The organism is Modicisalibacter sp. MOD 31.J, from assembly GCF_020147985.1.
GTDB lineage: Bacteria > Pseudomonadota > Gammaproteobacteria > Pseudomonadales > Halomonadaceae > Modicisalibacter > Modicisalibacter coralii.
Genome location: NZ_JAGXFF010000001.1, coordinates 1,021,388 through 1,045,485, shown reverse-complemented (window position 1 = coordinate 1,045,485; position 24,098 = coordinate 1,021,388). Strand labels below are relative to the sequence as shown.

Annotated in this window: 22 protein-coding genes and 7 tRNA genes; 7 read left to right on the top strand and 22 right to left on the bottom strand. The window is 63.5% G+C overall.

Translation table 11 applies throughout. From position 1 onward, the window contains the following. Positions 1–78 precede the first annotated feature (78 nt). The 5 genes from KGR00_RS04640 to KGR00_RS04620 form a co-directional block, all read right to left on the bottom strand. Positions 79–414 carry a copper-binding protein gene (locus tag KGR00_RS04640; protein WP_129140138.1) on the bottom strand — a complete coding sequence of 112 codons (336 nt, stop codon included), beginning with the start codon at positions 412–414 and terminating at the stop codon, positions 79–81. Beyond that, positions 411–3,587, bottom strand: a complete 3,177-nt coding sequence (locus tag KGR00_RS04635; RefSeq protein ID WP_129140139.1) for an efflux RND transporter permease subunit — start codon at positions 3,585–3,587, stop codon at positions 411–413. The genes KGR00_RS04640 and KGR00_RS04635 overlap by 4 nt, the downstream gene beginning before the upstream one ends. Before the next feature lie 2 nt (positions 3,588–3,589). Next, the gene (locus KGR00_RS04630; RefSeq protein WP_129140140.1) at positions 3,590–5,035 is read right to left on the bottom strand and encodes an efflux RND transporter periplasmic adaptor subunit; all 1,446 of its coding nucleotides are present in this window, start codon (positions 5,033–5,035) and stop codon (positions 3,590–3,592) included. Beyond that, positions 5,032–6,282 carry a TolC family protein gene (locus KGR00_RS04625; protein WP_129140141.1) on the bottom strand — a complete coding sequence of 417 codons (1,251 nt, stop codon included), beginning with the start codon at positions 6,280–6,282 and terminating at the stop codon, positions 5,032–5,034. The genes KGR00_RS04630 and KGR00_RS04625 overlap by 4 nt, the downstream gene beginning before the upstream one ends. Positions 6,283–6,371: 89 nt before the next feature. Then, positions 6,372–6,704, bottom strand: a complete 333-nt coding sequence (locus tag KGR00_RS04620; RefSeq protein ID WP_224417512.1) for a hypothetical protein — start codon at positions 6,702–6,704, stop codon at positions 6,372–6,374. 783 nt (positions 6,705–7,487) lie between these two features. Between KGR00_RS04620 and KGR00_RS04615 the strand changes: the two genes are divergently transcribed. Further along, positions 7,488–7,745: a hypothetical protein gene (locus KGR00_RS04615; protein ID WP_224417513.1), complete on the top strand. Its 258-nt coding sequence runs from the start codon at positions 7,488–7,490 to the stop codon at positions 7,743–7,745. Between the two features lie 101 nt (positions 7,746–7,846). On the opposite strand, the gene KGR00_RS04610 is transcribed toward KGR00_RS04615, so the two are convergent. The 15 genes from KGR00_RS04610 to KGR00_RS04540 all read right to left on the bottom strand — a co-directional run bounded on the left by KGR00_RS04610 (position 7,847) and on the right by KGR00_RS04540 (position 15,409). After that, entirely contained in the window at positions 7,847–8,845 is a 999-nt protein-coding gene (locus tag KGR00_RS04610) for an IS5 family transposase (protein WP_169956362.1), read from the bottom strand. A gap of 12 nt (positions 8,846–8,857) precedes the next feature. After that, positions 8,858–10,003, bottom strand: a complete 1,146-nt coding sequence (locus KGR00_RS04605; protein WP_224417514.1) for a nucleoid-associated protein — start codon at positions 10,001–10,003, stop codon at positions 8,858–8,860. 82 nt (positions 10,004–10,085) lie between these two features. Then, the gene (locus tag KGR00_RS04600; RefSeq protein WP_162500852.1) at positions 10,086–10,244 is read right to left on the bottom strand and encodes a hypothetical protein; all 159 of its coding nucleotides are present in this window, start codon (positions 10,242–10,244) and stop codon (positions 10,086–10,088) included. A gap of 339 nt (positions 10,245–10,583) precedes the next feature. Then, positions 10,584–10,671 (bottom strand) — tRNA-Ser (locus tag KGR00_RS04595). A 96-nt stretch (positions 10,672–10,767) separates the two neighbouring features. Further along, a complete protein-coding gene (locus KGR00_RS04590) occupies positions 10,768–11,268 on the bottom strand; it encodes a YiiD C-terminal domain-containing protein (protein ID WP_224417515.1) in 501 nt (166 codons plus the stop codon). A 6-nt stretch (positions 11,269–11,274) separates the two neighbouring features. Continuing rightward, the gene (locus KGR00_RS04585; protein WP_224417516.1) at positions 11,275–11,835 is read right to left on the bottom strand and encodes a nitroreductase family protein; all 561 of its coding nucleotides are present in this window, start codon (positions 11,833–11,835) and stop codon (positions 11,275–11,277) included. Between the two features lie 51 nt (positions 11,836–11,886). Beyond that, positions 11,887–12,720, bottom strand: coding sequence for an NADPH-dependent 7-cyano-7-deazaguanine reductase QueF (gene queF, locus KGR00_RS04580; protein WP_224417517.1), 834 nt, complete (start codon positions 12,718–12,720; stop codon positions 11,887–11,889). 2 nt (positions 12,721–12,722) lie between these two features. Beyond that, positions 12,723–13,496 carry an ABC transporter permease gene (locus KGR00_RS04575; RefSeq protein ID WP_129140174.1) on the bottom strand — a complete coding sequence of 258 codons (774 nt, stop codon included), beginning with the start codon at positions 13,494–13,496 and terminating at the stop codon, positions 12,723–12,725. After that, the gene (locus KGR00_RS04570; RefSeq protein WP_129140175.1) at positions 13,493–14,467 is read right to left on the bottom strand and encodes an ABC transporter ATP-binding protein; all 975 of its coding nucleotides are present in this window, start codon (positions 14,465–14,467) and stop codon (positions 13,493–13,495) included. Before KGR00_RS04570 ends, KGR00_RS04575 begins: the two co-directional genes overlap by 4 nt. A gap of 224 nt (positions 14,468–14,691) precedes the next feature. Then, positions 14,692–14,766 (bottom strand) — tRNA-Gly (locus KGR00_RS04565). A gap of 26 nt (positions 14,767–14,792) precedes the next feature. Continuing rightward, a tRNA-Glu gene (locus KGR00_RS04560) sits at positions 14,793–14,868 on the bottom strand. A 172-nt stretch (positions 14,869–15,040) separates the two neighbouring features. Further along, positions 15,041–15,115, bottom strand: a tRNA-Gly gene (locus KGR00_RS04555). 34 nt (positions 15,116–15,149) lie between these two features. Then, positions 15,150–15,225 (bottom strand) — tRNA-Glu (locus KGR00_RS04550). Between the two features lie 6 nt (positions 15,226–15,231). Further along, positions 15,232–15,306, bottom strand: a tRNA-Gly gene (locus KGR00_RS04545). 27 nt (positions 15,307–15,333) lie between these two features. After that, positions 15,334–15,409 (bottom strand) — tRNA-Glu (locus KGR00_RS04540). Positions 15,410–15,646: 237 nt separating this feature from the next. Between KGR00_RS04540 and msrB the strand changes: the two genes are divergently transcribed. The 5 genes from msrB (at position 15,647) to KGR00_RS04515 (ending at position 20,105) form a co-directional block, all read left to right on the top strand. Further along, complete coding sequence (gene msrB, locus KGR00_RS04535) at positions 15,647–16,048, top strand: peptide-methionine (R)-S-oxide reductase MsrB (RefSeq protein WP_129140176.1); 402 nt, start codon at positions 15,647–15,649, stop codon at positions 16,046–16,048. A gap of 80 nt (positions 16,049–16,128) precedes the next feature. Then, positions 16,129–17,070, top strand: coding sequence for a ribosome biogenesis GTPase YlqF (gene ylqF / locus KGR00_RS04530; protein WP_224417518.1), 942 nt, complete (start codon positions 16,129–16,131; stop codon positions 17,068–17,070). A gap of 135 nt (positions 17,071–17,205) precedes the next feature. Continuing rightward, positions 17,206–18,441 carry a pyridoxal phosphate-dependent aminotransferase gene (locus KGR00_RS04525; RefSeq protein WP_224417519.1) on the top strand — a complete coding sequence of 412 codons (1,236 nt, stop codon included), beginning with the start codon at positions 17,206–17,208 and terminating at the stop codon, positions 18,439–18,441. A 135-nt stretch (positions 18,442–18,576) separates the two neighbouring features. After that, a complete protein-coding gene (gene htpX, locus KGR00_RS04520; RefSeq protein ID WP_224417520.1) occupies positions 18,577–19,479 on the top strand; it encodes a protease HtpX in 903 nt (300 codons plus the stop codon). Positions 19,480–19,682: 203 nt separating this feature from the next. Then, a complete protein-coding gene (locus KGR00_RS04515; protein WP_224417521.1) occupies positions 19,683–20,105 on the top strand; it encodes a DUF2267 domain-containing protein in 423 nt (140 codons plus the stop codon). 72 nt (positions 20,106–20,177) lie between these two features. On the opposite strand, the gene pdxB is transcribed toward KGR00_RS04515, so the two are convergent. Then, positions 20,178–21,329, bottom strand: coding sequence for a 4-phosphoerythronate dehydrogenase PdxB (gene pdxB, locus KGR00_RS04510; RefSeq protein ID WP_224417522.1), 1,152 nt, complete (start codon positions 21,327–21,329; stop codon positions 20,178–20,180). Between the two features lie 113 nt (positions 21,330–21,442). Between pdxB and KGR00_RS04505 the strand changes: the two genes are divergently transcribed. After that, on the top strand, positions 21,443–21,718 hold the full coding sequence (locus KGR00_RS04505) for a hypothetical protein (protein ID WP_129140182.1): 276 nt from the start codon (positions 21,443–21,445) through the stop codon (positions 21,716–21,718). A 77-nt stretch (positions 21,719–21,795) separates the two neighbouring features. Here KGR00_RS04505 and rlmKL read toward each other — a convergent pair whose 3' ends face one another. Then, positions 21,796–23,985: a bifunctional 23S rRNA (guanine(2069)-N(7))-methyltransferase RlmK/23S rRNA (guanine(2445)-N(2))-methyltransferase RlmL gene (gene rlmKL / locus KGR00_RS04500; RefSeq protein WP_224417523.1), complete on the bottom strand. Its 2,190-nt coding sequence runs from the start codon at positions 23,983–23,985 to the stop codon at positions 21,796–21,798. Positions 23,986–24,098 lie beyond the last annotated feature (113 nt).

Genomic DNA, 24,098 nt, shown 5'->3' with positions numbered 1-24,098 from the left:
GGCCGCCAGGCCATTCTCATCACGCGCCACCCCATGCAGACGGTTCTTTGCCGCCGTCCACCGCTGGGGTCCATCCGGTCAATGAATCGCTTGAATTGTGGTGTTGTCCGGCGAGAAATCGAAGGTGATGGTGTCGCCCTCTGCCAGGCTGGCCATGGCCTCTTCCGACATCTTGAACGGCATGACCATCGCCGGCCAGCCAAGCGCCGGGACCGGTTCATGCGCGATGATGGCCACCCCCTTGTCGCGATCCAACTTGCGGACCTCGCCGGTGGCCGTCGTCAGCTGCTGTTCCTGAGCCTGGTCATGCCCCATGTCCGCCATCTGCTCCTGGGAGCCGTGGCCGGTCATTTCGTTGGCCTGGGCGGAGAGCGACACCAGTGCGATAGCTGAGGCGAGAAGCAGGGTTTTCATGCGTTGACTCCTTTCGAGGTTTCGAGGGTGTTGCGGTGGGTTGCGCTTGCACGCAGTTGGCGTCGGTGCATCAGCAGGTAGGCTGCCGGCATGACGAAGAGGGAAAGCAGCGGCGCCGTCACCATGCCGCCGATCATCGGGGCGGCGATCCGGCTCATGATTTCACTGCCGGTTCCGCTGCCCCACAGGATCGGAACCAGACCGGCAATCAGCACGGCGACGGTCATCACCTTGGGGCGCACCCGCTGGACGGCGCCTGTGCGGATGGCCTCCAGCAGGCCGGCCTCGCCGCCATGCCCAGAGGCCAGCCGCTCATGCCAGGCGTTCTTCAGGTAGAGCAGCATGATGACGCCAAACTCCGCAGCGACCCCGGCCAGGGCAATGAACCCGACCCCGGTGGCCACCGAGAGGTTGTAGCCGAGGAGATACAGGAACCAGACCCCGCCGGTCAGCGCGAAGGGCAGCATGGCCATGATCAGCAAGGCGTCAGTGACGCTGCGGAAGGTCAGGTACAGCAGTACCAGGATGATCATCAGCGTGACGGGGATCACCAGCTGCAGCCGTTCATTGGCCCGCTCCATGTACTCGAACTGGCCGGCGTAGCTGACACTCATCCCCGCGGGCAGCGAGAGCTTCTGACCCAGCGTCGCCCTCAGCTCGTTGGCGACGGAGGCCACATCACGACCACGCACGTCGACGAAGACCAGCCCCGACAGCCTGGCGTTCTCGCTCTTGAGCATCGGCGGGCCGCTCTCCACATGAATGTCGGCAACCGTGCCCAGCGTGATCTGGCTGCCCTGGGGCGTATAGATCGGCAGGTTATGCAGATCCGACAGGCTGTCACGCCACTCACGACCATAGCGGAGGTTGATCGGGTAGCGGGCGAGCCCCTCTACCGTCTCCCCGACCGTCTTTCCGCCAATCGCGCCTGCCACCACGGCCTGGATGTCGGCAATGTTGAGGCCATACCGCGCCGCCGCGGATCGCTTGATATCGACGTCGATGTAGCGCCCGCCGGCAAGACGTTCCGCGGTGGCCGAGTTGACCCCCGGGACATCGCGGGCAATGCGCTCGATCTCCTGGGTGATCTCGTCGATGGCCGTCAGGTCGCTTCCCGAGACTCGCACACCGATGGGACTCTTCACGCCGGTCGCCAGCATGTCGATACGATTGCGGATCGGCGGAATCCACATGTTGGCGAGGCCGGGAACCTGTACCGCGGCATCCAGCTCCTCCACCAGCTTTTCCGGGGTCATGCCGGGACGCCACTGATCCCTGGGCTTGAACTGGATCGTCGTCTCGAACATCACCAGCGGCGCCGGGTCGGTGGCCGTGTTGGCGCGGCCCGCCTTGCCGAATACCCGGTGGACCTCGGGGACCGACTTGATCATGCGATCCGTCTGCTGCAGCAGCTCCGAGGCCTTCTGTGCCGACAGCCCGGGCAGCGCCGTGGGCATGTAGAGCAGATCTCCTTCATCCATTGGCGGGAGGAACTCGCCCCCCAGCTGCGTGGCAGGCCACAGGCTGGAGAGAAACATCATCATGGCCACTGCCACGGTGGTCTTCGGCCACCGCAGGACCCCGTCCAGGGCAGGACGATAGATGCGAGCCAGCCCTCGGTTCAGTGGGTTGCGGGACTCGGACGGGATCTTGCCGCGAATCCAGTAGCCCATCAGCACCGGCACCAGGGTGACGGAGAGGCCCGCCGCCGCGGCCATCGCATAGGTCTTGGTGAAGGCCAGGGGGCCGAACAGGCGTCCCTCCTGGGCTTCCAGGGTAAACACCGGAATGAACGAGAGCGTGATGATCAGCAGGCTGAAGAACAGCGCCGGCCCCACCTCGATGGAGGCCTGGGTAATGACCTGCCAATGTTCGGCCCCCTTCAGCGTCTTGCCCGGATGCCTCTCGTGCCACCGTTCGATGTGCTTGTGCGCGTTCTCGATCATGACAATGGCCGCATCGACCATGGCCCCGATGGCGATGGCGATACCGCCCAGCGACATGATGTTGGCGTTGATCCCCTGCTGCTGCATGATCACGAAGGAGATCAGCACCCCGATGGGCAGCGTCATGATGACGACCAGCGAGGAGCGGAAGTGCCACAGGAAGAGCAGGCACACCAGCCCCACCACGATGAACTCCTCCACCAGCTTTTGCGTGAGGTTGCTCACCCCCCTGTCGATGACCTGGCTGCGGTCGTAGGTGGTGACGACCTCCACCCCTTCCGGGAGACTCCCCTGGAGCTCATCGAGCCGCTCCTTGACGAGCCTGATGGTCTCGCGAGCGTTCTTCCCGCTGCGAAGCACGACAACGCCACCGACCACCTCGCCTTCCCCGTCCAGCTCCGCGATGCCGCGGCGCATCTCGGGCCCGATCTGGATATGCGCGATGTCCCCCAGCGTGATCGGGACGCCGTCGCCATCCAGACGCAGGGGGATGTCACGGAAGTCCTGCAGGCTTTCCAGGTAGCCCGAGGCCCGGACCATGTACTCGGCTTCCGCCATCTCCAGGACGCTACCGCCGGCCTCCTGGTTGGCGTTCTTGATAGCCTGGGTAACCACCTGCTGAGGGATGCCGAGATTGGCCATCCGTACCGGATCGAGGACGACCTGATACTGCTTGACCATCCCGCCTACCGTGGCGACTTCGGCCACGTTGGGGAGGTTCTTCAGTTCGTAGTTCAGGAACCAGTCCTGCAGGGAGCGCAGCTGCGCCAGGTCATGTTTGCCGGTGCGATCGACAAGAGCATATTGATAGACCCAGCCCACGCCGGTCGCGTCCGGTCCGAGCGTCGGCACCGCCCCGTCAGGCAGCTTCCCCTGGGCCTGGTTGAGGTACTCAAGGACCCGAGAGCGCGCCCAGTAGAGATCGGCATCGTCCTCAAACAAGACATAGATGTAGCTGTCCCCGTAGAAGGAGAAGCCGCGCACCGTCTTGGCGCCGGGCACCGACAGCATGGTGGTGGCCAGAGGGTAGGTCACCTGATTCTCGACGATCTGGGGAGCCTGCCCGGGGAACGGGGTGCGGATGATGACCTGGACGTCGGAGAGATCCGGAAGGGCATCCACCGGGGTCTGCTTGACGGACCAGACGCCCCAGGCCACCGAGAAGACCGTGGCCAGGAGAATCAGGAAGCGGTTGGACACCGACCAACGAATCAGCATGGCAAGCATGTTCAGTGCCCTCCATGGCCGGAATGGGCCTGGCTGTCGAGGAGCTCGATCTTCTCGACGATGAGGCCAAGATCCGTCTGGGTGACGCCCACTCGGACCTGCGCGCCCACCGGCACATCCTCAAGCAGGGCCCGGTTGCCCACCATGAACGGCATGGTCATGCCCGGCATGTTGAGGGACTCGAACGGCCCGTGGTTGAGCGTGATCATGTCGCCCATGATCCCTTCGATGACGCCCTCCGCTTCATGGAGCTGCATCGCTTTCCCCTCCTCCAGGGAACGGGCTTCCAGTCCACGCAGGCTGGCTTCGGAGTCGAGCAGGAACTGCCCTGACGTGACAATCTCCTGCCCCTCTTGGAGGCCTTCGATGATCTCGGTCTTGCCGACCCCCTCGCGGCCAACCAGGACCTCGGCCGGCTGATAGCGACCGTCCCCAGCGGCCAGCATCACCAGGGTCCTGTGGCCGGTGCGGATGACCGCATCGCCGGGCACGACCAGCGCCTCGCTGGCGTGGTGATTGAGCGCGACATTGGCCGTCATTCCCGGGCGCAGGCGCTGTTCGGCGTTGGGGAGTTCGACCCGGACACGGACGGTGCGGCTGTCGGCATTGGTCCTGGGCAGGACGGACTGGATCACCCCGTCGAACGACACCCCGGGAAACGCTGGGAGCTGAGCTTCAACGCTGCCACCCGCCGCCAGTGCACCGGCTTGCGCCTCCGGCACCGCCACTTCCAGCCAGACCGTGTTCAGCCCATTGATCTCGGCGACGGGGCTGCCCTGGGCAAGGGTCATCCCCTCCCGCACGGACAGCGAGGTGATGACGCCGTCGACCGGGCTGGTGATGGTCCAGGTGGTCTGCGGCATCCCTGTCCGCTCCAGACGCTCGATCAGGTCCAGCGGCATGCCGGCAATCCGCATCCGCTGGCGAGCCGCGGCCGTCAGCTCCGGCTCTTGGAGCTGCCGCATGGCGAGGTACTCCTCCTGTGCGGCCAGCCACTCGGGAACCAGCAGATCAACCAGGGGGGCGCCCTTCTCCACGACGTCATCAGGGGACAGCCCGTAGACGCGCTCGACAAACCCGCCGCTACGGGTCTGCACAATGGCCAGGTCACGGGCATTGAATGCCAGGATGCCGGTGGCCTCAGTGGTATCGTCCAGCGTCTCCCGGGCGACCTTGCCGGTACGAATGCCGAGGTTCTGAACGATGGAGGCATCGATGTTGACACTCGCCCCGGTGGACTCATCCGCATAGCGGGGCACCAGGTCCATGTCCATGAAGGGCGATGGGCCAGGGGCGTCGAACTTCTGCTGCGGGTACATCGGGTCGTACCAGTAGAGCACCTCACGCCCGGCATCATCGACTGTCGCCAGTGCGGTAGGGATGCCCGCTGCCCCCAACGCAGCTGCTGTGGCCACCAGGACGGCAAGGCGTTTCATGGACTTCATCATTGGAAGGCCCCTCCATAGGTCAGGTACAGCGACGACGCCACGAGAGCCTTTTGCTCTTGCAGGTCAATGCGCCGCATGCGCAGATCGATCAGTTCACGGCGAGCGTTGATGACGCTCTGGAGCGTCCCGCTGGCTGCCCGGTAGTCGGCCAGCGTGAGACTGACCTTCCTTTCGGCGAGAGGGAGCAGGCCACTATCGAGACGCTCGATCGCGCGAACGAGGCGGTCATGCTCGGCAAGCTGGGTTCTGGCGCTTGCCAGGAGGACCTGGCGAGTGTCCTGATAATCGTGTTGCACCGATGACAGGCCTCGCTCGCGGGCGTCGATCATCGGATCCTGGCGCGACCGGGAGAACAACGGCAGGTCGACCGACACGCGGAGGCTTACCATGTCCCCGAACGCATCATCCCGGTGCTGGTAGTCCACCCCCCATGACCAATCCGGCGACTTGGCGGCAGTGGCCAGCGCCAGCTCGGCCGCGGCCGCCCCCTGACGGGCTTCCACCACTTTCAGTTGGGGGTGGCTGGGCAAGGCATCGAGGATCTGGTCATCCGCAATGGTCCAACGGGGCCATTCACCGGTTACGGATAGATCGGTGTCCTCGCCGAGCCATCGCGCGAGATTGAGCTTCGATACGGCGCGATTGCGTTCAAGCTGATCCTGCCGCTCGTCCAGGAGCAACTTCTCCTGCTCGGGAATGACGCTCTCGGCAGCCAGTCCACCTCCGCCGGAAAGCCGGGCTCTCGTGGCTTCCTTGAGAAGCCGATTTTCCCGGTACAGCTCATCGAGCAGCCGCAGGCGCTGCTTCACGGCGAAACCGCGAATCCACGCCTCGGCGGCCCCCAGGCGAATGTCGAGTTCGGCGAGTTCACGATTCGCCCTGGCCACGGAGAGGCCGGCTTCCGCCTGGTCCACTCGGGCATCACGCTTGGCCCGGCTGGGTACCGGCTGGACCAGGCCGATGGATTGCATCGACATCCGGTCCTCTTGAAGGCGCCATTGATCGGGACCTTCCACCGGGATGTTTCGCAGACCGAGGTTCAGCTTGGGGTCCGGCAACTCGCCAGCGGGAATGATGGCGTGCTCGGCAGCGTCAACAAGCTCGGTGCGCGCGCCGAGCGAGGGGGAACGGTCGAGGGCTGCCTCGAGGGTGCCCTCCAGAGACAACGCCATGGCGCCGGGGGAGGCAAGCACAAGGGAAGCCAGGACAGCCGCCACAGGGCGCCTGAACCAAAGTTGGTACATCATGGATGGATTCCTGCACGTTCATTGACGCGGCGGCCGCCGCACAAGTCGCCCGCGAGTGTTGACTCGCAAAAGCTAAGAGAACGAGGGAATCAGGCTTTGGGAGGGTGCCAGATCACGCCGGGGGATCGCAGCGGGAAAAAGCCGTCCATGAGCTGGATCATGGATGAACGGGCCAGGGTCGGCAGCGTCTTGCTGGCAGAGAGCTCGAAGATGGCACTGGAATGGCAGTCCATTTCCCCGCTGCAGTCTGGCTGACTCGAGGTGTCAGGCATGTCACAGGAGGCGCCACCCTGCTCTGCCACCGACGCTGCCTGAGCGGCGTGGCTGCATTCTTCAATGTCCGCGATGAGGTTCGCCTGACCCGAGACGGGAATCAGGACGAAAGCGAACAAAATGAACACTATACGGCGAACGAGTGTCATGAAGACGAGCACACAACCTTGAGTAGGCTGAGGAGCATACAGCGTTGGGCAGGGTTAGACAATAACCTCGTTCTGGCTTTGGTATGATCTGCTCACTGCCTCCACTTGGATGCCCTGGATGGCTGCTGACATCCATTGCCTTCTTCCCGGTCAACGGAGCACCCAGCTGTAGACCACCCGCAGATAGGTAATGAGCCTGGCCGATTTTCTCTGTCCGAAGCCCCCCTCTTGGAGACGTTCGACAACAGGGCTCGACCATGCGGTATGAGATGGGCATCCATATAGGTCTTCATCCGGGCCACTTGAAGCATGGTGAGGGAGCACCTCTATATGCCCGGAAAGATTCCTGATGGATAGCCTCTGAGGTATCAGGGCTAGGCTTGATTGTGCTGGAGAAACTCGGCAGGATATGAAGCTTTGGAAAGGTAAATATAAAGACACCTGAGCGGCCACTGCCAAATCAGGACAACAACATTCACACAACTATCAATTCTTTACCATGCTGACACCCTTTTTCCCTTTCTTACAGTTTCGTAACGCTTATAGCAGCGAGCCACCTTAGGAATTGATGCAGAAGCCGGATCAAACGCTTTCTGGCAACAACTAGCACACCCACAACAACTTGATAGTCCAGCGGAAGCTAAAGAATCAAACTTGCAAGGCGAGAGACGTCAAACATTAAAGCCGAACGATTTATAACGAAATGCACAACATCTTCCATCAACTCACCTAGTAGGCTACTAGCCGACATGATGCTGAAAAATCAAACAGGATGGATAAAAAATGTTTAAGATGGTGCTGGGTGGAATCATCACCATGCTACTCCTCATCACCGGAGGAGCAACTGTTGTTTTCAGCGGCATTTACAATGTAGCCGCAACGGAAGAACACCTTCCATTTGTCGAGCCAATACTACACTCCACCATGCATGCATCCGTGGAGGCCGGTGCGGAAGACATCGAAGTCCCCGACCTGAACAGTGACAGCATGATTCAAGCCGGAGCTAAGGAACCACTGAATAAATCGGCTCTGCGCGGCTGAACCGTTCAGTCTGGCCCGATCATCGTCTCAGCGGTCATTACATGACCACTTCAAGTGGCCCGTTTTTCTTGGCAGCCGGTTTTCCGGCTGCCAAGCCAAATTCAAGACACACTGGCCCCGTCGGCATCCCCCTCGCACCTTCTCGCCAGCACCAGGTTGCCGAGGGCGAACAGGGTGAACAGCTGCGCCTGGTTCTTGGCCAGCCCTTTGTAGCGAACCTTCCGGTAGCCGAAGAGGTTCTTGATGACATGAAACGGGTGCTCGACCTTGGCGCGGATGCTGGCCTTGGCCTTCTCGATTGCCAGGAGGAGCGTTTTCATCGGGCTGTCGTCCATCTTCTTGATCGCGCCGCGCTTGGCGGCAACGCAGCACTTGGAATCCGGGGCATCCTTCTCTTCGTCGAGATGCTTCCACATGCCGGTGTAACCCGCGTCGCCGTATACCCGCTTGTCATCCTCCCGGACCAGAGCACCGGCCATGGTGACATCGGCGACGTTGGCCGAGGTCGCGACGACACTGTGAGTCAGTCCGGTGACGGCATCGACGCCGATATGGGCCTTCAGGCCGAAGTACCACTGGTTGCCCTTCTTGGTCTGCTTCATCTCCGGATCGCGCTGCTTGGCCTTGTTCTTGGTGGAAGGAGCCGCTGCCACGATGGTGGCGTCGACGATGGTGCCCTCGCGCATGAACAGGCCCTGCTCAGCCAAGTGGGCGTTGATCTCTTCGAAGATCCGCTGGGTCAGCGCATGCTTCTCCAACAGATGACGGAAGCGCAGCAGCGTGGTCGCGTCCGGTACGCTCTCGATGGCCAAATCGATACCCACGAAGTCACGCATCGCCTGGCTATCGTAGATCGCATCTTCGAGCGCCTCGTCGGCGAGCGCATACCACTGTTGCAAGAAGTAGATCCGCAGCATGCGCTCCAGGCCGATGGGCGGACGGCCGCGCTTGCCCTCTGCATTCGGGAAGTAGGACGGCGACAGCGCGTCGATGAGCCGTTGCCAAGGCACCAGCGCCTCCATCTGGGCCAGGAACCGCTCGCGGCGGGTCACTTTCTTCTTGTTCTGGTGCTCTGCCTGGGCGAAAGAGATCTGCTTCATCGGGTGGCTCGGTCAGGTGGTGACAGGGTGGCCAGATTTTACCCCGCCGACGGCTGCCAGGCAGCTGTGGCGGGATTTGTGCAGCGTTTCCCTAACTAAAGTATCATTGTCACCACGCTCTTCTACTGTAACCAAGTTCTGGAAGTCATCAGAAGGCCCCGTTATGGAAATGCCCGAGGTGAAATTGACCTTTCTTTTCTTCCTGAGCTTAGACTCAATATACTCTACATCCTTCTCAACGCCACCCTGAGGGAAGCCTCGATCCTGCATGTAATCAACATAGGCTTCAGAGTGATCTTCTTCAAGATACTTTTCGGCAAAATCTGCTGAACTAACGATAGCAGTTTGACTTTTAAGCTCTGCCCGCAACGACTCTACATAATCAAATTTCTTACCTTCATCAACATCTAGAGAGTTGATGTAGTCAACAGTATACTCATAAAAATTTTGCGTTAGCTTTTTGGAAGAAGAGCTAATCCCCATGCCAAGAAAAGTATTATAAAAATATGAAGCTGCAGTTCGCGTCTCAACACTGGTCAGCAAATGATCGAACAAAAACGCTCTATAATTTGATTTATTATACCTTCCATTTTCCGGAGGGGCCGAAACAGTCTCAACTAAGCAGCCAATCTTATAGAGCTTCTGAGCTTCAGTAAGAAAAATGTCTCTAACATAGTTCAAAGCTACCGTTTGATCATCTACAGCCTCAGTGGTAAATCCATCTTGAAACTCTGCTTTTATCACTGAGACAAACGGTCTGGCATGCTCACCAACCCGCCCAGAGATGATCGCCATAACTCCACCCGGAATCTTTCTCGTCAGAGCATCAGTCAAATTATTTGCTAAAACTTCTGAAAGCTCAATAAAGCGGTCTACATCACAGTGCAGCATTTCTGCTGCAATTTGAAAAAAACTCCCTTCATCCGCCTGATCAATGCTCATCTCAATGCCATGGGACTTATTGCCAAGCGCGGCAGTCACACGGCTTTGAAGAGCCGACTTCTCTTCAGCATTCAAATTAATAAAATGCTCTTTAATTGCAGGCGGCACCCGAGTTTTATCCTCGGCTGGCGCAAACACATGGTGGATCATCAACTTCTCTATAATCACACCTTCAAAAGGAAAATTGCCAGTCAAGACATTTACAGCTTGGTTCATACCCTCTCCCTTGCGTCACCAGTAATTTATTATATTTTTTTGAGCTTCTACGACTCTTTAATTTATTTCTCCAATCCGAATCTCACACCGCCCCAGGATCTCCACGTCCTTCATACCCTGCGGCTTGATCATAGCGCGGGTTGTCGCTGATCAGCAGCCAGGCGACGCTGGCGACGCGCTGCACGCGCTTGATGCAGCGCTCGCCGTGCACGAGCAGCGGGAATACGCAGTTCCCGGCCATCCTGACGCTCTAGGGGATTGCCTTCCTGCATCGTGGATGCATATGAAGAAAAATCTGACATCGCCACTTCCCGGGCCTAGTCGTTCTCATAACACTTAGGTCGACACTACCTGAGAGAGGTACGGCCTGTCATGCCTGAACTAGGAGGCGACCGACCAAGGTGGGTGGTAGCAACATCGAGAAAATGGAAGGCGTGAGGGGGACAGCAGAAGGACACACTGTCCAACAGCGTCCTGGGAAGGCCAGTGAAAGCCAGACACAAAGTATGGGCTGAAGTATGGGCTGAGAGGGTATAGAAAAAGAAAAAGCCGCTGAAATCAGCGGCTTCTCTATATTCTGTGGCGGAGGGGGAGGGATTCGAACCCTCGAAGCCTTTCGACTTACACACTTTCCAGGCGTGCTCCTTCGACCACTCGGACACCCCTCCGCAACTTGTCGTCCCGCGCTTTGGCCGGCGGCCTCTGCATCAGAACGGCGCACATGTTAACGAGCTAACCTCGCGATTGCAAGCGGATTTCCGGATTCATGCCGGGAGCACGGCGTAATCGCCCTCCGCCTGGAAGCACAGGGTGTCACCGACGTACAGCTGTTGCGCCAGCGCCAGGCGCCCCTTGCCACGCTCGCGCAGGCTGGCTTGCAGGTCGCTGGCGCCCTGCGCCGTCTGTGGCCGGCAGATCAGTCGGTAGTCCGCCGTGACCGGGGCCAGATAGCGCTGGCTGGCGTGGGCGACGACGACATCCTGACGGCGCCCACGCGCCCGCAGCCAGAGCGTCGTCCAGGTCCAGCCGATCAACGTGGCCTGGGCGGCCAGCGACCCGCCGAAGCCGCTGCCCTTGTCGTTGAGGTTGGGCGCGAGCCGTAGCTGCCAGACAAGGGCGTCGTCCTCCCAGGCCATGGATTGCAGCCCCAGGTGCCCGACCAGCGGAATCGCCTGCTCCAGCCAGGCCTGGAAAGCGGCGAGGTCCTCGGCCTTGGCGTCGTGGGGCAACGGCGGATGCGCGAAGGGCTGACCGGGGCGACGCATCGCGGTTCAGTCCCAGCGTTCGACGAAATCGGCCGGATCGCGCTCGGGGATCGGCGGAAAGCGACCGCCCGGCTGACCGAGGTAGAGAAAGGCGACGATCTCGTCGTGTTCGCCGAGCCCGAGTCCCTCGCGGACCACCGGATCGAAGGCGAAGGTGCCGGTCCGCCACATCGCGCCCAGCCCCTGCGCCTGGGCGGCCAGCAGCATGGCGTGCGCGGCGCAGCCCGCCGAGAGCACCTGCTCGACGGCCGGCACCTTGGGCAGGTCGGGCGTGACCCTGGCGATCACCGCGATGATCAGGGGCGCGCGCTTGGGCTTCTTGCGGATGGAATCCAGATGCGACGCGTCGAGATCGGGGTTCTTGCGCGCCTCCCCCTCGGCGAAAAGCTCGCCGAGGCGGTCGATGCCTTCGCCGCTGAACTCGATGAAGCGCCAGGGCGTGAGTTCCTTGTGGTCGGGGGCCCGCAGGGCGGCACGATAGAGGGCGTCGAGCTGCTCGCGAGACGGTGCGGGCCCGGCCAGCTTGCCCATCGAGCGGCGTTCATGAAGCAGGCGCATCGCCTCCATGGCACAACCTCCTATAAACGAGAACCTTTCTCGACAATGTATCGTATTCGTTCACTGCCGCGCCAGGCGCAACGGCAAGGGCGGTGTTTCGCCGGGCGTGGCGCGCCAGGGGCTGATGTCCAGCCCGCCGCGACGCACGTAGCGCGCCATCACCAGCAGGCGCTCGGGACTGGCGCGCTCCATCAGGTCGGTGAAGATGTGCTCGACGCAATGCTCGTGGAAATCCTGATGCTGGCGAAAGCCGATCAGGTAGCGCAGCAGGCCCTCGCGATCGAGCCGCGGCCCCCGGTAACGAATCAGCACGCTGCCCCAGTCGGGCTGGCCGGTCACCGGGCAGTTGGACTTGAGCAGATGCGAGTGCAGGGTCTCTGCGACGCTATCGGGTCCGGCCCGCAGGAGGTCGGCATTGGGGATGTAGTCGTCGACGGCGATCTCCAGCCCATCGATGCACTCGCCGGGCAAGGCCCGCGGCGCCAGCTCGGCATCGTCCACGGCGAGCAGGTCGACGCTGACCGGCCGCCCGGCGGCGTCGCCGAGATCGCGCCGCAGCGTGGCGACGACGCGCTCGCGGCTGTCGAAGCGGGTCTGGTTGAAGCCGTTGAGATAGAGCTTCCAGGACTTGGACTCGATCAGGTTCGGCGAGTCCGCCGGCAGCCGGAATCGCGCCACGGCAACCACCGGTTTGCCGCGCGCATCGAGCCAGGAGAGTTCGAAGGCATGCCACTCGTCCTCGCCGACGAACGGCAGGTCGCCCGCTGCGATGCCCAGCGGCGCCCGGTTGGCGGCACGCGGAATGGCGAACAGCAGCCCGGGGTCGTAGCGCTCGGGATAGGTGGACTCGCGCCCCAGCGGGGCGCCCGTCAGGGTATCGGGGCGGTGCGCCATGGTCAGCTCCTGATGCCCTTGCCGCGCTCGAGCATCCACAGCGCGAGCAGGAAGAAGACGACGATGAACAGCGCCACGGCGATCAGCGCACCGGCCACCGGGATGTCCGACACCCCCAGGATGCCGTAGCGGAAGGCGTTGACCATGTAGAGGATCGGATTGACCATCGACACGCCCTGCCAGAAGTCCGGGAGCATGTCGATCGAGTAGAACACGCCGCCCAGGTAGGTCAACGGCGTCAGCACGAAGATCGGCACGATCGAGATGTCGTCGAACTTGTTGGCCAGCAGCGCGTTGATGAAACCGCCGATGGCAAACAGCGTGGCGGTCATGGTCACCACGCCCACGGTCACCAGTGGGTGATAGATCGACAAGTCGGTGAAGAACAGCGACACCAGGGTCACGATCAGACCGACGCCCAGGCCACGGGCCATGCCGCCGAGGACGAAACCGCCGAGGATCACCCAGTTGGGCATCGGCGAGACCATCATCTCCTCCACGCTGCGCTGGAACTTGTTGGAGAAGAACGACGAAGCCACGTTGGAGTAGCTGTTGGTGATCACCGACATCATGATCAGCCCGGGGACGATGTAGGCCATGTAGTCGAAGCCGTCCATCTCGCCGACCCGCGAGCCGATCAGGTTGCCGAAGATGATGAAGTACATGGTCATGGTGATCGACGGCGGCAGCAGGGTCTGCGGCCAGATACGCGTGAAACGGCGTACCTCCTTGACCACCAGCGTCCACAGCGCGACCAGGATCTGGCGTGGATTCATGACGGCGTCTCCTCGCTCGGCGTGGCGGCCCGATTCGCCCCGGCCCGGGCGTTGTCGTCCTTGACCATGGACACGAACAGCTCCTCGAGGCGGTTGGCCCTGTTGCGCATCGACACGACGTCGATGCCCAGCTCGCTGAGTTGCGAGAACGCCGCATTGAGGCGCTGCCCCTTGCGCAGAGACAGCGCCAGCTGGGCGCGGTCGACCTGCTCGATCTCGAAGCCGTCGAGCTCGGGTGCGCGCTCGATCGGCGCCGCCAGGTCGAGCAGGAAGGTCTCGGTATCCAGCTCGGTCAGCAGGTCACGCACCGAGGTGTTCTTGACGATTTCGCCGTTGTTGATGATCGCGATATTGCGACACAGGCTCTCGGCTTCCTCGAGGTAATGCGTGGTGAGGATGATGGTGGTGCCCTCCTCACGGTTGATGCGCCGCATGTAGTCCCACATGCTGCGGCGCAGCTCGATGTCCACGCCGGCGGTGGGCTCGTCGAGGATCAGCAGCCGCGGCCGGTGGATTAGGGCACGGGCGATCATCAAGCGGCGCTTCATGCCGCCGGAGAGCATGCGCGCCGGGCCGTTGCGCTTGTCCCAGAGCCCCAGGTCCTTGAGCAACTGATCGCAGCGCGGCTTGGCCTCGCGCAGCGACATGCCGTAGTAGCCGGCCTGGGAGAGGATGATGTCCTCGACCTTCTCGAACTGGGAAAAGTTGAATTCCTGGGGCACCACGCCGAGATGGTATTTCGCCTTGGCGAAATCCCGGTCGATGTCGATACCGTAGATGGACACCTCGCCGGCCGTCTTCTGGACCAGCGAACAGACGATGCCCAGCGTGGTCGACTTGCCGGCACCGTTGGGGCCCAGCAAGGCAAAGAAATCGCCCTGGGGCACATCCAGATCGATACCCTTCAAGGCATGAAAGCCATTACCGTAGACCTTGGTCAGGCCCCGGATGGCCAGTGCAGGTACTGTCATAAAACGCCCTTGTCTTCAGACGATCATCGGGTACGCCAGCGCGATTGCGCGACAAAGGGTGACTGATATGCGGGCGGCGCACGAAAAATCAATGATTGACGGACTCGGCGCCGAAGGTCGCATCGTCGACTGGCGGAGGGGGAGATTGGAGCGGGAAACAGGATTCGACCGGGCTGGCGTTCCAGCTCGCGACCCTCGACTACCCTTCCTGCAACGCAAAATCTTGGAGCGGGAAACGAGATTCGAACTCGCGACCCTCGCCTTGGCAAGGCGATGCTCTACCACTGAGCTATTCCCGCTTATCTGAAGCTGGCCGGCAAGCAAGTGGCGTCCCATAGGGGGTTCGAACCCCTGTTACCGCCGTGAAAGGGCGGTGTCCTGGACCACTAGACGAATGGGACGCAATCTGGAGCGAGAAACGGGATTTGATCGGGTGGCGTTCCACCGGACCGACGTATCGGCTCGCGACCTCCACCACAACTTCTTCGACTCCAAAATCTGGAGCGGGAAACGAGATTCGACCGGGCTGGCGCTCCAGCTCGCGACCGCTGTCACACTTCTGCTCCAAGAAACTGGAGCGGGAAACGAGATTCGAACTCGCGACCCTCGCCTTGGCAAGGCGATGCTCTACCACTGAGCTATTCCCGCACGCTTGCAACGCCAAAACTGGCTGACCGGAAAGTGGCGTCCCATAGGGGGTTCGAACCCCTGTTACCGCCGTGAAAGGGCGGTGTCCTGGACCACTAGACGAATGGGACGCAATCTGGAGCGGGAAACGAGATTCGAACTCGCGACCCTCGCCTTGGCAAGGCGATGCTCTACCACTGAGCTATTCCCGCGCTTTCCAGTTTTACCTCGAGAGGAAGTGGCGTCCCATAGGGGGTTCGAACCCCTGTTACCGCCGTGAAAGGGCGGTGTCCTGGACCACTAGACGAATGGGACGCAGTGCCTTGCCTCGTCGAGGTGGCGCGTATATTAATTAGCCCGCCCCCGGGTGTCAACCTCGCCACGCCGCCATGTGTCGCGTCTATGCTGGGAAAGGCTGACAGGGCGTGGCCCATACCCGCCCCGCAGGGCACGAATCGCGCGAGCGGCAGCGCGACAAGCTCTGGAATCGACCCGCCGATCTGTTGTCTCATGAGCGGGGACGAACGCCGCCCACCGATGAGGAGAACGTCGATGCGCAACAAGCTGAAGAAGAGCGACGCCGAATGGCGTGAACAGCTCACACCCGAGCAGTACCGCGTCACCCGCGAGCACGGCACCGAGGCGCCGTTCAGCGGCGACCACCAGGTCAGCGACGCACAGGGGATCTATCACTGCGTGTGCTGCGGGGCGGCGCTGTTCGAGAACGAGCACAAGTTCGACGCCGGCTGCGGCTGGCCGAGCTTCGACCGTCCGCTGGGCAAGGGCTCGGTCGAACAGCATCTCGACGAGTCCCATGGCATGCGACGCACCGAGGTGGTCTGTTCGCACTGCGATGCCCATCTGGGTCACGTCTTCCCCGACGGCCCACCCGAGACCACCGGACAGCGCTACTGCATCAACTCCGTGGCGCTGGACTTCCACCCCGACGAGTGAGCCAGCCACGACCGCCTCACCGGGCGCCGATCTGCTAAGATGGCGCCCTTTTCATTGGTCACGACCGTCAGGGGGACGACATGCTCGGCTGGTATCCGGGACACATGAACAAGGCGCGGCGCCAGATCAAGGAAGCCCTGCCCGAGATCGACGTGGTGATCGAGGTCCTGGATGCCCGGCTGCCCTACTCCAGCGCCAACCCCATGCTCGCCGAACTCACCGAACACAAGCCGGTGCTCAAGATCCTCTCGCGGGCCGACCTGGCCGATGCCGAGCGTACCCGCGAATGGGTCGCCCACTTCGACGCCCAGGCCGACACGCGGGCGCTGGCCGTGACCACCACCCAGGCGCGCGAGCTCAAGCGCATTCCCGCGCTGTGTCATGAACTGGCCGGCCAGGTGCGCGCCGACCGCGACGTGCGGGTGATGGTGATGGGCATCCCCAACGTCGGCAAGTCGACGCTGATCAACGGCCTGGCCGGGCGCAAGATCGCCAAGACCGGCAACGAGCCGGCGGTGACCAAGCGCCAGCAGAAGATCCGCATCGACGGGCGCATCGCGCTGACCGACACCCCCGGGGTGCTGTGGCCCAAGATCGAGGATCAGGCCAGTGCCTATCGGCTCGCCGCCAGCGGCGCGATCCGCGACACCGCCATCGACTACCTGGATGTCGCGGTGGTGGCGGCCGCCGAGCTCGCCAGGCGCTACCCCGACGCCCTGAAAGGCCGCTTCAAGCTCAAGGAGCTGCCCGCGTACACGCCCGTCCCCGAAGCCGACCGGGTGGAGGCCGACGGGCCGACGCAACCCGACCTGCTGGCCCGGGCCGGCTTCGACGGTCAGGCGATCGTCGCCGCGATCGCCGGCAAGCGCGGGGGGCTGCGTGCCGGTGGTGAAGTCGACCTGCACCGCGGGGCCGAGGTGCTGCTCCACGAGCTGCGCGATGGCAAGCTGGGCCGGCTGACCCTGGAGACGCCGGCGGACATCCCGGCCCCGCCCAGCGACGAGCCCGGCGCCGACGGCTGACGCCATTTGCAGCCCTGCACCGCCGGGTTATGCTGTCGCAACGCAGCGCGCCCGGGCGGCATCGGGCGTTTTCGATGCTCGCCGCCCTGCCGCGTCTCGCCCTGCGCTCAGTCAGCCAACGGACCCCGGTATTCCATGGACACCTCGCCCCACCCGATTCGCAAGTCGCACAAGCTCGACAACGTCTGCTACGACATTCGCGGCCCGGTCCTCGATCATGCCAAGCGGCTCGAGGACGAAGGTCAGCGCATCCTCAAGCTCAACATCGGCAACCCCGCGCCGTTCGGCTTCGAGGCCCCCGAGGAAATCCTTCAGGACGTGATGCGCAACCTGCCCACCGCCCAGGGCTACTGCGACTCCAAGGGGCTCTATTCGGCGCGCAAGGCGATCATGCAGGAGTGCCAGCGCAAGGGCATTCCCGACGTGGGTGTCGAGGACATCTTCGTCGGCAACGGCGTCTCGGAACTGATCGTGATGGCCATGCAGGCGCTGCTCAACGACGGCGACGAGGTACTGATCCCCGCCCCCGACTACCCGTTGTGGACCGCCGCCGCCAACCTCTCCGGGGGGCGCCCGGTGCACTACATGTGCGACGAGCAGGCCGACTGGGCGCCGGATCTCGCCGACATCCGCGACAAGATCACCACGCACACCAAGGCGCTCGTGCTGATCAACCCCAACAACCCCACCGGCGCCGTGTACCCGCCCGAGGTGGTCAAGGAACTGCTGGCGATCGCCCGGCAGCACGATCTGGTGGTGTTCTCCGACGAGATCTACGACAAGATCCTCTACGACGAGGTCGAGCACGTCTCCACCGGCTCCCTGGCCGCCGACGACCAGCCGGTGGTGACCATGAACGGGCTGTCGAAGAGCTACCGCTGCGCGGGGTTCCGTTCCGGCTGGATGATCCTCTCCGGCAAGCTCGGCAAGCAGCGCGCCAACGACTTCATCCAGGGGCTGAACATGCTGGCGTCGATGCGCCTGTGCGCCAACGTGCCGGCCCAGCACGCCATCCAGACGGCACTCGGCGGCTACCAGTCGATCAACGACCTGGTGCTCCCCGGCGGGCGCTTGCGCGCGCAGCGCGACATCACCTTCGAGAAGCTCAACGCGATCCCCGGCGTCTCCTGCACCAAGCCGCGCGGTGCGCTCTACGCCTTTCCCAGGCTCGATCCCAAGGTCTTCAACATTCAGGACGACCAGAAGCTGGTGCTCGACCTGCTGCTGCAGGAAAAGATCCTGCTGGTCCAGGGGACGGCCTTCAACTGGCCGCAACCCGACCACCTGCGCATCGTCACCCTGCCCTGGGCCGAGCAGCTCGAGGACGCCCTGGATCGTTTCGCGCGCTTTCTGAGCCGCTACCGGCAGTAATTCCCGCATCACGAAAAAAACCGCCGGGGGCTTGAAACCCGCCCCGCCGGCGGTTATCTAAGAAGTCGAACAACACCCTGAAATACCTGATTTTACCGACTGCCCCTGGTTTACCGACTACTGAGGTTTCGTCATATGATGCGCATCGTGCTGTTCCTGGCGACCAACCTGGCCGTGGTCCTGGTCGCCAGCATTACCCTGCGACTGCTGGGCGTCGAGCCCTATCTGAACGCCAACGGACTGAACCTGAACGCCCTGTTGATCTTCTGTTTCGTCTTCGGCATGGCCGGCTCGCTGGTCTCGCTGCTGCTCTCCAAGACGATGGCCAAGATGAGCACCCGGGCTCAGGTGATCGAAACGCCCCGCGACGCCAACGAGAAATGGCTGCTCGATAGCGTGGCGGAACTGGCTCGGGACGCCGGCATCAAGATGCCGGAAGTCGCCATCTTCCCGGCCGAACAGTCCAACGCCTTCGCCACCGGCTGGAACAAGAACGACGCCCTCGTCGCGGTCTCGTCGGGGCTGCTCAACCGCATGCGCCCCGAGGAGGTCCGCGCGGTGCTGGGCCACGAGATCGGCCACGTCGCCAATGGCGACATGGTCACCCTGGCGCTGGTCCAGGGCGTGCTCAACACCTTCGTGATGTTCTTCGCCCGGGTGGTCGCCCAACTGATCGACAGCTTCCTGCGCCGCGACGACAACGGGGGCGGGCTGGGCTTCTTCGGCTACTTCGCGGTGGTGATCGTCGCCGAGATCGTCTTCGGGCTGGTCGCCTCGGTGATCGTCGCCTGGTTCTCGCGCTTCCGCGAATACCGCGCCGACGCCGCCGGGGCCCGGCTGGCGGGCAGCGGAGCGATGATCAACGCCCTGGCGCGTCTCAAGGCGGAAACCCAGATGCCCGACCAGATGCCGGACACGCTCACCGCCTTCGCCATCACCACCGGCCAGACCCGCAAGCTGATGGAGCGCCTGTTCGCCAGCCACCCGCCACTCGACGACCGCATCCGCGCGCTCAAGGAGTCCGCCTACCGGCAGTGACGCATCCGCTCTCCTGTCATCGAGGCCCGCCATGCGCGGGCCTCTTGCATGGCGAGCGCCCCGCCGGAAACCTCTGGCAACCTCTCGTTGCACCTGGCAACGCAGCCACAAGGAAAGACACGCCGACACCGCCTATAGTGACGGCACGTCCCGGATGGACGTGCCGGATACCCCGGCCCATCGCACGAATAAGGAGTGTTGTCATGAGCGATAATGGCCTGGAAGTCTTCGACAGAACCCTGCACACCACGCATGTCTGGCTGGATGACGTGATGCAAGACACCGACGCCAGCCGGCAGACCGCCTGGCACCTGCTGGGCACGGTACTCAGAAACCTGCGCGACTGCCTGCCGACCTCGCTGACGGCGCACCTGGGCGCCCAGTTGCCGCTGTTGCTGCGCGGCGCCTTCTTCGAGCGCTGGCAGCCCTCGGAGCAACCCGAGCGGACCCGCCATCAGGAGACCTTCCTGCAGCGCGTCGACGAAGAGATGGCCAAGACCAAGCAGGACATCGACCCCGCCACCGCGACCCGCGCGGTATTCGCGACGCTGGCCCGGCACATCGACAGCGGTCAGGTCGAGAAGGTCAAGGGTTCGCTGCACAAGGAACTCGTCGCGCTCTGGTGAGCCCCTCTCCGGTGAGCCCCTGCATGACGCGACAAGGCCGCGGGCTCAGCCCGCGGCCACCGCAACCCAGTGTCACTTGCCCGCCAGCTTGACCTTGAAGCCGAACCCGGCGATGGCTTCGCGCAGGTCGTTGTTGTTCTTCTTGAAGTCCACACGCAGCGTCGAGAACTCGCGGCGTACCGGATACTCGGCGCGGTAGCGATCGAAGGCCTGCGCCATGCCCAGTCGCCGCCGGTAACGCTCGAAGCCGACCATGTCGCGGCGCACGTCGTAGCAGGCGCGCACGCACAGCGACAGCGCCTCGAGGGGCGGCGCCCATTCGGTCAGCACCAGCTTGCGCAGCCAGGGATCCGGCTTGATCTGGCCGAGCTTGCAGCGCACGGGCAGGCCATAGTGCTGCATCACCGCCTGGTAGACGAGTTCGGTGCCACGCATCTTGCCGTCCAGGCTATGGCCGGCGATGTGCGGGGTGGCGATATCCACCAGCGCGAATAGCGCCTCGTCGATGGCCGGCTCCTGCTCCCAGACATCCAGCACGCAGCGCAGATCGGCTTGCTCCTCGAGCCGACGGCGCAGCGCGGCGTTGTCGAGGCAGGCGCCGCGTCCAGCGTTGAGCAGCACGCTTCCCGGGCGTATGGCCGCGACACGGCGGGCGTCCATCAAATGATGGGTGGCATGCTCGCCCGCCTCGACCAGCGGCGTGTGCAGGCAGATGACGTCGCTACGCGCGATCAGGGTGTCCAGGTCGACGAAATCCTCGCGCCCCTCGTCGCGGGCCCGCGGCGGATCGCAGATCAGCGAACGCACGCCCATCTCGCCGAGCCGTCGGGCCAGCCGCCCGCCGACGTTGCCGGCGCCGACGATACCCACGCTGCGCTCCGACAGCGCCTCGCCCTCCTCCTCGGCCAGCAGCAGCAGGCTGGAAAGCACGTAGTCGACCACCGAATCGGCGTTGCTGCCCGGGGCACTGGCGAAACCGATGTGACGCTCGCGCAGGTAGTCGAGATCGACATGATCGGTGCCGATGGTGCAGGTGCCCACGAAACGCACCCGTGAGCCCTCGAGCAACGCCGCATCGACGCGGGTGATCGAGCGCACCAGCAGGATGTCGTGATCGCGTACCGCCGCGGCGTCGATCTCGCGCCCCGGCAACCGGGTGATGTCACCCAACTCGCCGAAGAAGGCCTCGATGAGGGGAATGTTCTGATCGGCGAGTATGCGCATGCGGGTCGCTCCTTGTTCGCGGGCGAGGGGCGGCTAAAATGGGGACCCCGACCGCCAGCCATCTTAGGCCGCGGCACGGGACGCGACAAGCCGCCACCGATTCAGGAGCCACCGTGATCGTCCGTTGGGAAAGCGACCATGACTACGTGCTGGTGCATGTCCATCAGGACATGTTCGGCGACTGGATATTCAGTCGCGCCTGGGGCCAGATCGGCACCCAGTTCGGCGGCCTCAAGCACCAGTTGGCCGACGGTTACGACCAGGCGATGATGTGGCTCGACGACGTCGATCACATCCAGCGGTCGCGGGGCTTCCGGCGGGTGCTCGAGACCCGCGCCGACACCCCCGAAGGGCGCGATGCCGTGCGCCAGCTGTCGCTGCTCGAATAGCCCTTCGCCTACCATTCTACGGACGGCGCCGAGACGCCGGCCTCACGGCGTGGTCCAGCGGCTCGGCGGTGTCACCGTCACCCCGCGCCCTCGGCATGGCGGATCAGGAAACAGTGGTGGAGATCGGGCCGACGGCGAAAATCCGGATCATAGGTGGACCCGGTGATCTCCTCGACGTGATAACGCGTCGTCAGCGCCTCGTCGAGCCGGAAGCGGCGCTGGTTGTTGGAGAAGATCAGGGTGCCTGAGGCGTCCAGGCGTGCCATGCAACGCTCGATCAGCGCGGCGTGGTCGCGCTGGATATCCAGCGTGCCGTCCATGCGCTTGGAGTTGGAGAACGTCGGCGGGTCGAGGAAGATCAGATCGAAGGTGCCCCGGGCCGTCTCCAGCCAGCGCAGGCAGTCGTCGCGCACCACCCGGTGCCGGGCGGGATCGAGGCGATTGAGCGCCAGGTTGTCGCGCGCCCAGTCGAGATAGCTATTGGACAGGTCCACGCTGAGCGTCTCGCTGGCGCCACCCAGCGCGGCCTGCACCGTCGCCGCCCCGGTATAGCAGAACAGGTTGAGAAACCGCGTGCCGCCGGCCATCTCGCCGATCAACCGGCGTACCGGACGGTGGTCCAGGAACAGCCCGGTGTCGAGGTAGTCGCGCAGATTGACCCAGAGCGTGGCCGGGCCTTCCCGCACCTGGAAGCGCTCGCCGCTGGCGTCGCGCTTCTGATACTGCGCCTTGCCCGCCTGGCGTTCGCGATGCTTGAGATAGACCGCCTCCGACCTTACCCCGAGCACCTCGGGAATCACCTCCAGGGCCTCCATCAGCCGGCGCTTCGCCTGGTCGGGATCCACCGAGCGCGGCGGCGCATACTCCTGTACATGCACCCGCTCGCCGTAGACATCCACCGCCAGGGCATATTCCGGCATGTCGGCGTCGTAGAGCCGGTAACAGGTCTCGCCACTGCGCTTGAGCCACTTGGCCAGACGCTTGCGGTTCTTCACCAGCCGGTTGGCGAACATGGTCGCCCCCGACGAGCGACTCGGCGACTGCGGCGTTTCAGCGGCCTGCGCCTCGTCCGGCACCGTCATCAGCAACAGCTTGCAGTCGATCGGCCCGTTCTTGAAGGCATACTGCTTCGCGGCACGCAGGCCGGTGCGATGCCCCAGGTCGGGGTTGCCGGTGAACAGTGCCAGCGTCCAGCCGGGGAACTGGCGACGCGCCCGCTCGCCCAGCGAGGCATAGAGCGTGACCAGCTCGGGCAGCTCGCCGATGCGCTCGCCGTAGGGCGGGTTGGTGATGATCAGCCCCGGTGTGTCGTGCTCCGGCGGGCGTTGCCAGTGGTCGACGTCGCCGCCCTCGAGCTCGATCAGCGCCGGAATCCCGGCGCGCATCGCGTTGGCCTTGGCGGCGGCCAGCGCCTGGGGACTGCGATCACGGCCGAACAACCGCGACTTGACGCGCCGCCGGCCGAGCCCGGCGCGCACCTCCGCCTCACGATGCACCTCACGCCACAGCGACGCGTCGTGCCCGGCCCAGCCCTGGAACCCGAAACGCCGACGCTGCAGCCCGGGGGCGATGTCGGCGGCGATCCAGGCCGCCTCGATGAGCAGCGTCCCCGCCCCGCACAGCGGATCGATCAGGGTCTCGCCGCGCTTGGCGCGCGCCGGCCAGTCGGCGCGGATCAGCAGGGCCGCGGCCAGGTTCTCCTTGAGCGGCGCATGCCCCGGGTCACGCCGGTAGCCACGCTGATGGAGGCTGCCACCGGACAGGTCGATGCCCACCATCAGCCGCCCGCGATGCAGGTGCGCGTACAGGCGCAGATCGGGATCGCGCAGGTCGACGCTGGGCCGCTCGCGCCCCGCCGCGCGCAGCGCATCGACGACGCCGTCCTTGACGAGCTGTGCGCCGAAGCGGGTATGCCGGATCTCCCGCGACTGGCCGTGGAAATCCACCGCCAGGGTGGCCCCGGGTGCCGTCTGCTCCGCCCAGTTCGCCTCGGCGACGCGGGCCTTGATGGCCTCCGGCGCCTCGACGCCGGTCGCCTGTACCAGGCAGAGAACCACGCGATTGGCCAGTCGCGACCAGAGGCAGACACGGTAGGCAACGGCGAGCTCGGCACGAAAGTGCACCCCCGCGACTGTCTGCTTGGTGACGTCGGCGCCCAGCGCGCTCAGTTCGTCGGCCAGCAACCCTTCGATATCCTTGGGGCAACTGGCGAAGAACGCCTGGCATGACGCGGCGACGGCCTGACTGCGATCTCGCTCGACGCTCATATGCGTTAATGTTCCTTTAATTTCATTTGCGTAACAGTACTGTGACAAAAGACGGCTCGACAGCCCTGCCACTTTTCAACTAGAAATGAATTCAGTAGCTACTACAAAACGCA

Bases quoted from the DNA above. Each gene is read 5' to 3' on its own strand.
- KGR00_RS04640 (WP_129140138.1), bottom strand. From the start codon at position 414: ATGAAAACCCTGCTTCTCGCCTCAGCTATCGCACTGGTGTCGCTCTCC.
- KGR00_RS04635 (WP_129140139.1), bottom strand. From the start codon at position 3,587: ATGCTTGCCATGCTGATTCGTTGGTCGGTGTCCAACCGCTTCCTGATT.
- KGR00_RS04630 (WP_129140140.1), bottom strand. From the start codon at position 5,035: ATGATGAAGTCCATGAAACGCCTTGCCGTCCTGGTGGCCACAGCAGCT.
- KGR00_RS04625 (WP_129140141.1), bottom strand. From the start codon at position 6,282: ATGATGTACCAACTTTGGTTCAGGCGCCCTGTGGCGGCTGTCCTGGCT.
- KGR00_RS04620 (WP_224417512.1), bottom strand. From the start codon at position 6,704: ATGACACTCGTTCGCCGTATAGTGTTCATTTTGTTCGCTTTCGTCCTG.
- KGR00_RS04615 (WP_224417513.1), top strand. From the start codon at position 7,488: ATGTTTAAGATGGTGCTGGGTGGAATCATCACCATGCTACTCCTCATC.
- KGR00_RS04610 (WP_169956362.1), bottom strand. From the start codon at position 8,845: ATGAAGCAGATCTCTTTCGCCCAGGCAGAGCACCAGAACAAGAAGAAA.
- KGR00_RS04605 (WP_224417514.1), bottom strand. From the start codon at position 10,003: ATGAACCAAGCTGTAAATGTCTTGACTGGCAATTTTCCTTTTGAAGGT.
- KGR00_RS04600 (WP_162500852.1), bottom strand. From the start codon at position 10,244: ATGGCCGGGAACTGCGTATTCCCGCTGCTCGTGCACGGCGAGCGCTGC.
- KGR00_RS04590 (WP_224417515.1), bottom strand. From the start codon at position 11,268: ATGCGTCGCCCCGGTCAGCCCTTCGCGCATCCGCCGTTGCCCCACGAC.
- KGR00_RS04585 (WP_224417516.1), bottom strand. From the start codon at position 11,835: ATGGAGGCGATGCGCCTGCTTCATGAACGCCGCTCGATGGGCAAGCTG.
- queF (WP_224417517.1), bottom strand. From the start codon at position 12,720: ATGGCGCACCGCCCCGATACCCTGACGGGCGCCCCGCTGGGGCGCGAG.
- KGR00_RS04575 (WP_129140174.1), bottom strand. From the start codon at position 13,496: ATGAATCCACGCCAGATCCTGGTCGCGCTGTGGACGCTGGTGGTCAAG.
- KGR00_RS04570 (WP_129140175.1), bottom strand. From the start codon at position 14,467: ATGACAGTACCTGCACTGGCCATCCGGGGCCTGACCAAGGTCTACGGT.
- msrB (WP_129140176.1), top strand. From the start codon at position 15,647: ATGCGCAACAAGCTGAAGAAGAGCGACGCCGAATGGCGTGAACAGCTC.
- ylqF (WP_224417518.1), top strand. From the start codon at position 16,129: ATGCTCGGCTGGTATCCGGGACACATGAACAAGGCGCGGCGCCAGATC.
- KGR00_RS04525 (WP_224417519.1), top strand. From the start codon at position 17,206: ATGGACACCTCGCCCCACCCGATTCGCAAGTCGCACAAGCTCGACAAC.
- htpX (WP_224417520.1), top strand. From the start codon at position 18,577: ATGATGCGCATCGTGCTGTTCCTGGCGACCAACCTGGCCGTGGTCCTG.
- KGR00_RS04515 (WP_224417521.1), top strand. From the start codon at position 19,683: ATGAGCGATAATGGCCTGGAAGTCTTCGACAGAACCCTGCACACCACG.
- pdxB (WP_224417522.1), bottom strand. From the start codon at position 21,329: ATGCGCATACTCGCCGATCAGAACATTCCCCTCATCGAGGCCTTCTTC.
- rlmKL (WP_224417523.1), bottom strand. From the start codon at position 23,985: ATGAGCGTCGAGCGAGATCGCAGTCAGGCCGTCGCCGCGTCATGCCAG.